This window comes from Enterococcus canintestini (assembly GCF_001885735.1).
Lineage (GTDB): Bacteria > Bacillota > Bacilli > Lactobacillales > Enterococcaceae > Enterococcus_C > Enterococcus_C canintestini.
This window is the reverse complement of record NZ_JXKG01000005.1, coordinates 1-12,484: the sequence shown is the minus strand read 5'-3', so window position 1 is coordinate 12,484 and position 12,484 is coordinate 1. Positions and strand designations below refer to the sequence as shown.

Annotated in this window: 11 protein-coding genes; 1 reads left to right on the top strand and 10 read right to left on the bottom strand. The window is 36.3% G+C overall.

Annotation, left to right across the window (positions count from 1 at the left end; translation table 11 throughout):
- Positions 1-119: 119 nt before the first annotated feature.
- From RU96_RS04550 to RU96_RS04510, 9 genes are all read right to left on the bottom strand, one after another.
- On the bottom strand, positions 120-1,508 hold the full coding sequence (locus RU96_RS04550; RefSeq protein WP_071864355.1) for a dihydrolipoyl dehydrogenase family protein: 1,389 nt from the start codon (positions 1,506-1,508) through the stop codon (positions 120-122).
- Positions 1,509-1,527: 19 nt separating this feature from the next.
- Positions 1,528-2,469 carry an ABC transporter ATP-binding protein gene (locus RU96_RS04545; RefSeq protein ID WP_071864354.1) on the bottom strand — a complete coding sequence of 314 codons (942 nt, stop codon included), beginning with the start codon at positions 2,467-2,469 and terminating at the stop codon, positions 1,528-1,530.
- On the bottom strand, positions 2,466-3,998 hold the full coding sequence (locus tag RU96_RS04540) for an ABC transporter permease/substrate-binding protein (RefSeq protein WP_071864353.1): 1,533 nt from the start codon (positions 3,996-3,998) through the stop codon (positions 2,466-2,468). The genes RU96_RS04545 and RU96_RS04540 overlap by 4 nt, the downstream gene beginning before the upstream one ends.
- 225 nt (positions 3,999-4,223) lie before the next feature.
- Positions 4,224-5,753, bottom strand: coding sequence for an FGGY-family carbohydrate kinase (locus RU96_RS04535; RefSeq protein WP_071864352.1), 1,530 nt, complete (start codon positions 5,751-5,753; stop codon positions 4,224-4,226).
- On the bottom strand, positions 5,746-7,146 hold the full coding sequence (locus tag RU96_RS04530) for a PTS galactitol transporter subunit IIC (protein WP_071864351.1): 1,401 nt from the start codon (positions 7,144-7,146) through the stop codon (positions 5,746-5,748). The genes RU96_RS04535 and RU96_RS04530 overlap by 8 nt, the downstream gene beginning before the upstream one ends.
- 4 nt (positions 7,147-7,150) lie before the next feature.
- Positions 7,151-7,441 carry a PTS sugar transporter subunit IIB gene (locus RU96_RS04525; RefSeq protein ID WP_071864350.1) on the bottom strand — a complete coding sequence of 97 codons (291 nt, stop codon included), beginning with the start codon at positions 7,439-7,441 and terminating at the stop codon, positions 7,151-7,153.
- 17 nt (positions 7,442-7,458) lie between these two features.
- A complete protein-coding gene (locus RU96_RS04520; protein WP_071864349.1) occupies positions 7,459-7,923 on the bottom strand; it encodes a PTS sugar transporter subunit IIA in 465 nt (154 codons plus the stop codon).
- The gene (locus tag RU96_RS04515; RefSeq protein ID WP_071864348.1) at positions 7,920-8,768 is read right to left on the bottom strand and encodes a class II aldolase; all 849 of its coding nucleotides are present in this window, start codon (positions 8,766-8,768) and stop codon (positions 7,920-7,922) included. Before RU96_RS04515 ends, RU96_RS04520 begins: the two co-directional genes overlap by 4 nt.
- Positions 8,768-9,517 (bottom strand): GntR family transcriptional regulator, encoded by a 750-nt coding sequence (locus RU96_RS04510; protein WP_249024149.1) that lies wholly within the window; start codon positions 9,515-9,517, stop codon positions 8,768-8,770. Before RU96_RS04510 ends, RU96_RS04515 begins: the two co-directional genes overlap by 1 nt.
- 372 nt (positions 9,518-9,889) lie before the next feature.
- On the opposite strand from RU96_RS04510, the gene RU96_RS04505 reads away from it, so the two are divergent.
- Entirely contained in the window at positions 9,890-10,930 is a 1,041-nt protein-coding gene (locus tag RU96_RS04505; RefSeq protein WP_071864346.1) for a DHH family phosphoesterase, read from the top strand.
- Positions 10,931-11,232: 302 nt separating this feature from the next.
- Here the strand turns inward: RU96_RS04505 and RU96_RS04500 are convergent, their stop codons facing one another.
- Positions 11,233-12,018, bottom strand: coding sequence for a sulfite exporter TauE/SafE family protein (locus RU96_RS04500; RefSeq protein WP_071864453.1), 786 nt, complete (start codon positions 12,016-12,018; stop codon positions 11,233-11,235).
- Between the last annotated feature and the right edge of the window lie 466 nt (positions 12,019-12,484).

Genomic DNA, 12,484 nt, shown 5'->3' with positions numbered 1-12,484 from the left:
TTTAAAATTAAAGAAAAAAGCGGCGTAAATGTGTTCCTCTTTTGCAAAATTCCGCTTCCTCCCTTAACGCTAAAAAAGCGCGCCCAAACTTACAATATGGGCACGCTTTAATTTACTTTCTAATAGTAATACTGCAAATCGCTTCCGACAGAAGGATACGCCATAATGATATTTTGTAACTGCTCTTTTTTGATTCCTAAATTAATAATCAACGTCATCAGGTTAATCCATTCGTCCGCTTTTTGATTTAAAGTGGCAGCACCGACAATCTCACCACTGTCTTTGTTATAAATAATTTTTGCAAAAGCCACTGGATCGTTGGTACGAAAATAGTTATACCATTTACTCATATCAAACCACTGGACTTTGTAGTTAGCGGGATCTTTTTCAGCTGTACTACTACTTACGCCAACTTGGGCTAATGTTGGTAAGGTGAAAACAGAAGTCGGTACCTCAGGATAGTTGATTTTTTCAGTTGTTTCCCCTAGTAATAGTTGCTTCAAATAACGGCCTTCAAAACTGGCAACCGGCGTCATTTTGGGTTGATTTTTTGCCACACAGTCCCCCATGGCATAAATATTTTTTTGACTCGTTTGTAAGTGGTCGTCCACTGTAATGCCCCGTCCGCTAGCTTCAATACCAAGGTCTTCTAGACCCAAGTTTTCAACGTTAGCAATCCGGCCAGTAGCACAAACAACACTATTGGTTTGATAGCTTTTTTTATCAGTAGTGACAAAAAGCTTTCCGTCATCTTTTTTTACACTTTGAATATTTTCATTAAAAACAAATGTAATACCACTTTTTTCCAGTTCTTTAACCAAATGTTGCGCTAAATCTTGATCAAAGCCCCGCAATGGCGTGTCATTATGATGTAAAATAGTCACTTCAGCGCCACAAGCATTGGCAATTGCTGCCAATTCAAAGCTGATGTACCCGGCACCAAGAAAAATCATTTTAGCTGGTAATTTTTCCAGTGCTAAAAAGTCCGTACTGGTTAAAAAGTGCTCTTTGCCAGGAATATCTAACAGGCGGGCTCGCTGTCCTGTGGCTAACACAATTTGCTCAGCCGTAAAACACTGTTTTTTTTCTACCATGGACTGAGTATCATTATCCAAGACATTTTCCTGCTGGACAGTAACAGCAACTTCATTTGCAGAAATTAGCTGACCATGGCCGTGGAAATGTTTGATACCACTGGCGTCAAAACCGGCAATTTGTTCTTTTGAAACAGGATCAGTATATGTTTTTTTATAAGCCATTAAATCTGACCAGATTACCGACGGCAGACTGTTTTTGGCAAACCCTTTGCCGATTAGTTGGGCAACTTGACTGCGAGCTTGTTCAGCGGCAAATAAAATTTTCTTTGGATCACAGCCTGCATTGGGACAAGTACCGCCAAACAAATTTTCTTCCACAACGGCGACAGTTTTACCCGCTGCTTTTAAATCATACGCCAGTGACAAACAGGCTGGTCCAGCCCCTATAATTGCTACATCAAAATGTTCCATTTTATTCCCTCCATTGTCTTTATGATTGATTATCGGCTAAAAAACTTAATAAATTTGATGCGGTTAAAATTTTATTCGTAGCTATGCGAAAGTTATTTTTTGCTAGTAGTGGCAAACTTTCCCCCACGGTCATACGTAAATCCATTGGCGGATAATCAGAAGATGTATCTTCTGTATAAAAACCAGCTGCTAAAACTTCTGTTAAGCTAACTTGTAGCGGCTGCCACGTAATGTCCGCCCCTTTAAAGAACTCTGCCACAAAATCATTTTCAGGATGGGCGGCAATTTCTGCTGGCGTATCACATTGAATGAGACGTCCTTCTTTCATTACCGCAATGCGATCGCCTAATTTCATCGCTTCTTTCATATCGTGGGTAACAAAAACAATCGTATTTTTCAAATCCTGATGTAAACTTAATACTAGATTTTGCAACTGCTCTTTTGAAATGGGGTCAAGGGCGCTAAAAGGCTCATCCATTAAAATGACATCCGGTTTTGCCGCCAGTGCCCGCAATATTCCAACCCGCTGTTGCTCACCACCTGATAACTCACTAGGCATACGATTGGCATAAACTTCTGGCTCTAATTCCACCGCTTTTAATAATTCAAAAGCCCGCTGTTTGCGTTTTTCTTTGCTCCACCCTAACATTTCCGGAATAATTTCAATATTCTCCAAGACCGTCATATTCGGAAAAAGTGCAATTTGTTGTAAGACATAGCCAATTTGCCAGCGCAATTTTTGCGTATCGTAATCTTTAATTTTTTTATCTTTAAAATAGATGTCACCACTCGTGGGAACATGTAAAGCATTTATCATTTTCAAAGAAGTGGTTTTACCACTGCCAGAAGAGCCGACGAGGACAAAAATTTCACCTGTTTTGATGCTAAAAGAAACATCTTCTAGGGCTGTACTTGCGCCAAACTTTTTACCAACATGATCAAAAACGACTAAATCACTCATTTGTCCTCACCTCCTAAAAGACCTTTTTGCTGTAGATATTCACGGGCAACTGCGGCTGGTTTTTTTCCTTCAACGTTTACGGCATAGTTCATTGTCACCATTTCCGTTTCCGTGATTTTACCTTGCAACTGATTCAAACTTTTCACAATTTGCGGATGTTTGTTAGCAAAATCTTGTCGCATTAAAGGCGCCCCTTGATAAGGCGGAAACAGGTGTTGATCGTCTGCTAAGGTCATTAAATCATATTGCTTGATTTCACTGTCGGTAGAATAGGCATCAATCACATTGACATCCCCATTATTAATCGCGGTATAGCGTAAGGCCGGTTCCATTTGACTGACTTTCAAATTCAAGCCATATACTTTTTTCAACCCTTTGTTGCCATCACTCCGATCGTTAAATTCTAAAGTAAAACCGGCGTGGACTTGATTTTCAATTTTTTTCAAGTCACTGATTGTCTTTAAGTCATGTTCTTTGGCAAATGTTTTTTTCACCGCCAAAGCATACGTATTTTGATATTCCATCGGCGGTAAAAAGGCTAACTGTTCTTGCTTTGCCAGCAAATCTTTCGCTAACGTATACGTTTTTTCCGCTGAATGTTGCCCTTCATCTGCTTTAGGCACTTTAACCAATGATTCCAAAACGGTCCCCGTAAATTCAGGATAAATATCAATTTGGTCATTTTTTAAGGCGCTAAATAGAAATGTTGTTTTACCAAAATTCGGTTTTAATTCCACCTTTACATCACTGTCGTTTTCAATCAATTCTTTGTACATATTGATTAAAATTTCTGGCTCTGCGCCTAATTTTCCGGCAATCGTCACCGTTTCCGGTTGAAAAAAAGAAGATTGCGCTAAACCAATACCGCCAATCACCAGAAAAAGAGTCGCTAAACTTGCTAAAATAACCCGCGGTCGCACTTTTTGTAATAACCGAATCGCCGTACTAAAAATAATGGCCAATAAAGCTGAGCTGACTGCGCCAATTACAATTAAACTCGTATCGTTGCGGTCAATTCCCAATAAGATAAATGTGCCTAACCCACCAGCGCCAATTAATGCTGCCAGTGTAGCCGTACCAATAATTAAAACTAAAGCCGTGCGAATTCCTGAAATAATTACCGGAAGTGCAATAGGCAACTCCACTTTGCGCAATTTGCGAAAACGGCTCATACCAAAAGCATCCGCCGCCTCTTCTAGGGATGGATCAATCTCACTTAACCCGATATAGGTACTTTGAAAAATCGGCAACAAAGCGTAAATAACCAATGCAATAATAGCCGGTACCGTTCCGATCCCTACTAAAGGAATCAACAACCCTAAAAGTGCCAACGAAGGTATCGTTTGTAGCACACCGGTAATTTGTAACATAATTTCTGCTAATTTTTTATACTTAACCAACCAAATAGCTAATGGTATTGCAATTAACATCGCAAATAGTAACGCTATTAACGAAATACTAATATGTTCAATTAATGCTGAAAACAACTCACTTTTTCGTTCAATAAATGTTTGGTATAACGCGTCCATTAATTCCCACCTTTCTGCTACTAAAAATTGCCACAACAATTTTTAACCAACAGTATTTTTCCTACTATCATTGTAGCTTAGGGGGATAAATAACTCGAAAGATACGCATGAAGGGCAGAAAAAAAGCCCGTCTTTTAACCATCCTCCCAAAAGCTAGATTTTTAGTCTAACTTTTAGGAGGTGGTAGAAAGTTCAGGCAGTTTTTGTAGTAGAAAGCTCTTTAATTTAAGAAACTTCCTCAACAAAACAATCATTATCTAATTTCTGAGTTTTCGATTTTAGTTTATATAAATAATTATTTTCTAATATATCTTTTTTATAGTCATACAAATCTTGATATTTTAAAAATTGAGTATTAAATTCTCTAACATTCTGTTCGATTGGCTTAATAATTTGATAATCACAAAAACGATTGAAGTCTGCATATGCTGCTTTTAATGCACCAAAGGAAACAGCCTCTTCTACTTCAACCGCTTCAATATTTAAGTTCAGCGCATCGGCCTTCATCTGCAGCCAAAGTGGATTTTTTATGACAGGTCCAATTGCCAATATACAATCTATGACTTGCATATTAAAGCAACTTGCGGTCAATTTCATCTCCATACAAAGGCCCAAAAGAACACCAAAAAGAATATCTCTTCGCTCTGTAGTTTGTTTCATTCCATAAAAGATTGCCTGTGAAGCCCCAAATTTATAAGGAGCTCCAGAACCGTTTAAATGAGGAACAAAAAGTAATTCTTCTGATAATTTTCTTTTTCCTAAAAGATATTCTTCATTTAGAATTTCACAATCCTTTAAAAAATCTTCTTGGCTTAAATTAAACAGTTTTTTATACCAATCAAAAGCATTACCACCAGTTGGCATTGAAGAAAATAAAGTGTAATAAGACGAATTTGTAAATATTCCCATTGAAAGTGAATTGGAAAAGTTCTTGTTAAAATCTACCAAGTGAGAATTTATTGTCAACAGACCTTCTGTAGTACCTGTCGAATTTAGCATTTTATTTTCAGACAAATTCATACTCAAGGCCCCTACCATATGATCATGCCCTGCAATTCTAACAGTTACATTTTGATTTTGTTTAAATAAGTCTCCTAGGTTTGCGGTTATATAACCGACAATTTCTCCCGATGATTGAATATCCGGAAATGTTACTTTTCCCGTAAGGTTAAAGATATCTAAAATTTCTTCTGACCATATTTTGTTTTTCAAATCTAATGCCATTGTTCGACTTGCCATTGAAAATTCAGTTTTAACAGTTCCGGTTAATTTATAAGCAAGTAAATCTGGTAAATTTAACCAAGTATAAGGATAGTTCGTTAATTCATAGTGATCAAACAACCAGCTAATTTTAGGGATACTATAATTTGAATGAGCAGGTAAACCAGTAATATTATAAATTTTTTCTTTCTGGTTTTCATTCAATATAGTCACATACTTTTCAGCTCGTTTATCAAACCAAGCTATCATAGGTGTGACGATTTTCCCAGTTTTATCAATTAACACACCTGCTTCTCCAACGCTAGAAATGTTAATTGAATCAATATCTTGATTGAAAGTCAGAAAATAATCTTCTAAAATCATTATAATTCTTTTATAAATTGTATCAAAATCAAATAAAGTACCATAATCGTCGTGCACTTTAGGTGTTTCGAAAATTTCGCGACAAATCAATTCTCCAGTCTCTCTTTTAAAAAGAGAGACTTTGGAATTGGTTGTGCCGATATCAATTGTGATAGCTTTTTTTCTATTCATGTTTTAACACACCTTCTGTAGGAGTATCCTCAGGAATTAAGTGCGTTTGTTTATAAGTTACTTTATAAATCCAGAAAATCACAATACCAATAATAGGTATTAAAGTAATCGCAATAATATTTCCATTAAAAATCTGTAGCAACCAATAACGCAATGGATTGCCACCATCCAAGAAACTTGATACTAACCCAGAAGATCCCTCTGGAAAACTAAAGTTAACATCTTTTGCCATACCAGTAATAAATGGTGCAACAGAAGACGCAATATAAAGATCACCAATCATAATTGGAATAGCAATCAATACTGCCCGAAATACATTTCCTTTACAAGCCAATACCACCATAGATGCCATTACAGCAAGATTTGCCAAATCTCCTAGTGGTAACACAGTATTACCAGGTAGAATAAACGCTAAAATAACGGCAATTGGTGTTAGCAATAGTGCAGTAGAAATGATAGCCGGATTCCCCACAGCAACCGCAATATCTAACCCAATGTATAAGTCGTCACGGTCAGGATAACGTTGGTTTAAGAATTTTTTGATTGCTTCTGATAAAGGTAACAACCCTTCCATCAAAATACGTACCATACGTGGCAAGATAAACATTACCGCACCAATACTGATACCCATGTTCAAGATACCTTTTAAATCGTACCCAGCAACAATACCTAGTAATAATCCTAAAATAGTTCCTACCATCATTGGCTCGCCGAAAATACCAAATCGTTTTTGAATACTTGCAGGATTGATATTAATCTTGTTAATTCCTGGAATTTTATCAATAATTTTATTTCCTAAAAGACCAATTGGAAAAAATGTAATAGAGGAAACAGTTGGTAATGAGATACCCTCTAAACCAAAATATTCTTCTCCCATTGGAGCAGCCCAATCAGCAACTTTAAAAACAATTATTGCAATCACTGCAGACGCTAACATTCCCAACCAGAAGCTACCTGTGCTATAATACACCAAGGTACCTGCTAGTGCGAAGTGCCAGTAATTCCACATATCAACATCAACTGTTCGGGTTTGATTGATAGCTAACATGATAATGTTGATTAACATTGTCATTGGAATTACAAACGGTGCAATCGGTGATCCCCAAGTAATAGCTGATAATGGCGGCCAACCTAAGTCAACTACTGGGAGATTAATACCTGTTTGTTCTACCATTGCTTGTGCTGCAGGTCCTACATTATTTGTAAGTATATCGAAAATGGCATAAATACCTACAAAACCAATCCCCACTACAAGTGAAGAACGCAATGCTTTTGCTGGTTTAATTTTGAAAAATAGTGCTAACACGAATAAAATTAGTGGCAACATAACTGTTGGTCCTAAACCTAATACAAATTGTACAGCATCTAAAAGTGTTTTTGAGATATTCTCCATTGACTTACTCCCCTTCTGTTAGTTTGTCATAAATACTATTTAGTACCTTCTCTTCTCCAACACCCGTAATTAGAGATAGACCATTAATAACAGGAGTTGCCAATTCGTATGGAATTTTAGTTGTAGATACAATTAAATCTGCATCTTCTGAATTTGATTGAACAGATGCTACATTTGTTTGGGAATAGTTAACATCATTCACACCTTTATCTTTTAAAAACTCCATTACTTTTTCCGTCACTGCTGTTGAAGTCGCAATACCAGTTGCACAAACAAATAATAAATTCTTCGCCATTATTTTATCCTCCTAATTTATAAACCGATTTCATTTTTAGCTATTTGATAAATTTCTTCAGTGGTACCAGTTTTAATTCTGTATAATAAGTCTTCATCTGGTAAAACTTTCATTAATTTTTGTAAAATATTAAGCTGCTTATTCGATTGTCCAAGCGCTAGTAAAAATATAATGGATGTATCAATTTTACTATCATCCATTCCACCCATTACTTCCATTTGAATTGGATTTTTTAAAGTTGCTATTGTGACCTTATTATGATTAACATATTTGGCATCTGTATGCGGAATTGCAACTCCAAAAGGTTCAGTCGGCAACCCAGTAGGAAAATGTTGTTCCCGCAAAACAACTTGCTCTGCAAATTCTTCTGTCACATCATTACTCTTGTATAATGGTTGTGCGATATTTTGAATTAATTCATCAAATGAACCGACATCTAAATTAACAAAGATATTTTCCATATCTGTTAATTCACTATTCATACTCTTGCCACCACGCTATTCATATTTAGTATTTTTTGGTATACCGTTTCACACACAGCTTTTTCTGCTTCTTCTAATACACGAATCAAATTAGCTTCGTTATTGTTCTGATTATACGATATACCTACTGAGCGGATGTAACTCTGGCGTAAATCACTTGCAATATTTACTTTCGCTACATTATGCTCAACCATTCGTTGAATATGTTCATCAGGAATACCTGAGCCGCCGTGAATGACTAAAGGAACAGGCGAAAGTTCACAAATCTCTTCTAACAATTCAAAATCAATATTAGGTTCATCTTCCAAACCATGAACATTACCAACAGATACCGCTAACATGTCACAACCCGTACGTTCGACAAATTCTTTTACTTGTAATGGATCTGTTTTTGCATCAGATTCACTTACATGATCATCTTCTTTACCTAAGATTGCACCTAACTCTGCTTCAACAGGAATACCATAGGCTTTAGCAAAATCAACTGCCTTTTTCGTAAATGCGATATTTTCCTCAAAATCAAAAGCAGCGCCATCAATCATTACCGAGGTGAATCCTGCACGAATTGCCTTTTTGACATCTTCAAATTTTTTACCATGATCCAAATGTAGCGCTACAGGAGTATCCATATTTTCTGCATACCGAGCCACCATATCCACCAAATAATCATAACCAGCTAAAGTGATATTAGTGGGCGCAACTTGTATAAAAGTTGGAATACCACTTTTTTCTACTGCTTCCAGAATTCCTACTGTCGTTTCTAAATTCGTTGTGTTAAATGCACCAGCAATCACTTTTCTTTCTTTGATAATGTCCAATAAGACATGTCCGTTTACTAATGGCATTACATTTCCTCCCGTTGGAGAATCGTTCCAAGGTAGTATTTATTTGCTTTCAGCCATACATTACCGAACTCGATTGGGATTCCTTTTTCTAAATAAACAAGCTGCTCAAGATGTAAAACCGGTGAATCTTCAGGAACTTCTAAAATTTGAGCGCGATTTTCCCCGACCACACGAGCTGCATATCGACTTTCAGAATATTGAATCCTTTTACCACTAGTTTCTTCAATCGCTTTAAAAAGGCTTTCTTTATTAAAGTCATGCGTTTCTAAACCTGGGCATAGCTTAGAATTCAAACGGTTTTCAATTAGCATAACTTTTTCGCCTTCTACAAATCGAATCCGTTCAATGAACAAATACTCTTCTCCTTCTTGAAGTCTTAACCTTGTCGCGATCTCTTTATTTGCTTTTCGAAATTCAATAGTAAGGACTTTTGTTTCGTAAGTTAACTTTTGAGATTCTAGCGATTCTGCAAATGACAGTAAACCACTTCCGAGTGGATAGCTAATACTTCCATCGGTTACATAAGTCCCTTTACCTTGAATTTGCTGTAAAAGACCTTCTTCTACAATTAAGTTCACCGCTTTTTTAACAGTCCCACGACTAACATCCAAATCCTTCATAATCTGATTTTCTGACGGTATTTTTTCTCCCCTTCCCCATTCTTCAGAATAAATGTTATTTCTCAGAAAATCTGCGACTTGAAGGTAAATGGGTTTAGACGAATCTCTATTGATAACCAAACAAACCACCTCCACTATTTTTGTACACGACCATGGACAACTATAGACAACCATGTACAAGTTGATTGTAACCGCTATTATGAAAGTTGTAAACCTATCTTTTTCATTAAAATTTAATTACATTTTATTAATCTAAGCAAAATGATAGACATTCTTTTATGTGAATTCTTTCTTGCTATCAAAACCAGACGCAATGGTGTAGTATTACGTTGATACCTAGGAAAAATTAGTAGCAGATTTCACCTTAGTCAAAAACAAAAGGCGACTAAAAATTAGGTGGTACAGTAACTACAGTATTTTTGTGACTGTGACGATCTTTTTAGCCAATTTTATCTATTCATGAATTTCTCCGCTACTAGCAATTAGAAAGTAGGCAACAAAATGGAAAACAAAAAAACTTTAATCAAACAATTTTCTCACACTGACTTAGATGGTGTAGGCTCGGCTTTATTATTACAAGCACTTTTGCAAGAGCAAAAAGGCTACGTAGCCGAAAATTATCTGCCTGTAGGCTACTCTGAACCAGGAGCTGACGGCACCATTGATAAACACATTTTAAATTTCATCCAAACCAATGAAGAAGCTGTGACAGAACTTTATATTACAGATATTTGTCCTTCTGATGAGGTAATCGCACAACTTTCAGCTTATTGTAAAGATAATGAAATCACATGGCACATCTTTGACCACCATGTCACATCCGTTCATGTCAACGAAATTTATCCTCACAACGCCTCCATTATCGTGAGCGATGAAGCGACCGGACTAAAACATTCCGCCACCAGCGTTTTATTTAAAATCTTAGTAGGAAAAATGCCGACAGAATTATTTGAAGATGAAAAATGGCAACGTTTGGCCAATGTCGCCGATATTATCCGTTGTTATGATTGTTGGGATTGGCAATTAAATCCCAATGCAGCGTACAAAGAATCTGCCGCTGAATTTAACAATCTTTTCTATTTTTATAGTTGGGATAAACGCATTGAACTAATGGGAAGTGTAATGTCAGCTGGTCTGCCATTACTAAAGGACTATGCTGAAATCATCGCTGCCTTAAAAGAAAAAGAAGAAGATTATGTACGTCGCAAAACTTTAAAAGCGCAATTTGGTATTCTTGATGGCAAAACTTTTGCCTATTCTTTTGGAGAACAATATACCTCTGTTTTAGGCAATGCCTTAGCACGCTTAGAACATCCTGAAACCAAAAAAGAAGTCGATTTTAGCTTCGTTTTAAATGGTAAAGGTGTTTCATTGCGTACCAATAACGACGATATCGATCTTTCTGTTCTAGCTGCACGTTATTTTAACGGTGGGGGCCACAAACGCGCTTCAGGCGGTGCCTTTGCTGAAATTCAATACTTCATTTCCGATAGTGAAAATCCCGAGCAAGCACCAACTCTCTTTTTAGATTTAAAACGGTAAATAAGAAAAGCAAAAGGCAGCGGGTAGCTCTTTGGAAAAATCTCAGAAATTCGTTTTCTATCCCTTTAGTAACAATTAGTAACACAAAAAAGCTCTCTAGAATCAATCCTAACAACGATTCTAAAGAGCAATACATAGGCTTTATTCCATAAACATTTATTCTTAAACACATTCTAACAATCTCACTTAGCACAAAAATTTGAATAAATACTATTGTCATCACTTACGACAAGTGCACTATTTTTTAGTCAAATAACTGACAATTTCTGCTTTGCACCTGTATCTTTTCTATCGCTATTAATTTATTTTGCCAATATTTGCCAACCATTATACAAATTAATTAATAACACGAGAACAATTACAGCTTGAAATACCAAAGTCACTTTTTTGGGCGCAAGCAAATGATTGAACCGACTACCCAAAAGCCCGCCTAAAATAGCCGCCGGAACGACAAAAAACAACATCGTTAAATCATAGCGTCCAAAGCCCGTGCCAAATGCAATGGTGACAATTTTAGCCAATTGCGAGAAAAAGATAGTCGCTATCGAATAAATTGTCGCTTCTTTGATCGGAAACGAAAACAGTAACATCAATAACGACACATTAATGGGTCCGCCACCGATACCAAGTAAGCTAGCCAAAAAGCCCAAGACCAGCCCTGATAAAAAATAACTAATCAAAGAGTCAAAATGATAGTTTTTCCAATCAAAGCGAGAATATAAAAGAGCAAATATGAGGGTTACAATAGTCAATGTGATTTGAATTAGTTGCACCAAGCTTTCATCGGCTAAAAATAAAAGCAGTCCTTCAAATACTACATTTCCACCAACACCACCTAAAATTGAGCCGGCTGAAATAAAAGCCACCAAGCGCCAATTAAGTGAAATACCATTTTTTACTTGCCGCCAAGTCGAAACCAAAGACATCGTAAAAACTGCTACTGTCGAGTAAAAGGAGATGGCCGCCACCGAATCTTTTGCCAGCAAATCCAAAACAGGCTTGATGATTACGCCTCCACCCATACCCGAAATTGCCCCAATTGTATTTGCCAATACAATGACTAGAAAATAAATAATGCCAATTAACATAAAAAGTCCTTTCTTTAAAGCAAAATAGAAGCCTAACAAAAAGTAAAACGGATACATTTTGGAGTTATCAAAAATTTTCATTCCTACTTAATTAAAAGTGTACAAAAGAAAGAAAATTTTGACCACAGTAAAACTCCTTTTGTTACTTCTTATTTTTGTCTAGCTAAAAAACGTAAACGGCATGAACTTCCCTTTTATAAAACTGGCATCAGCTCTTTATTGTAAAGAGGTTATAAATAGAGCAGTTAGCTTCACACAATAAGACAAAACTTTAAGAAAATTGTTGTTCAACTTTTGACGAAATTTCAGCTACTTTAAAAAGACGTTGCTTCTTTAACACCCTTTATATGTAAAAAAGGAGATGCAATAAAATTTTGTCGCATCTCCTAAGGTAATTTTTACATTTACGCCAAATAATTTTCTAATTACTGGCAATTTTTGAAATCCTGAATAATTCATAGCTCTA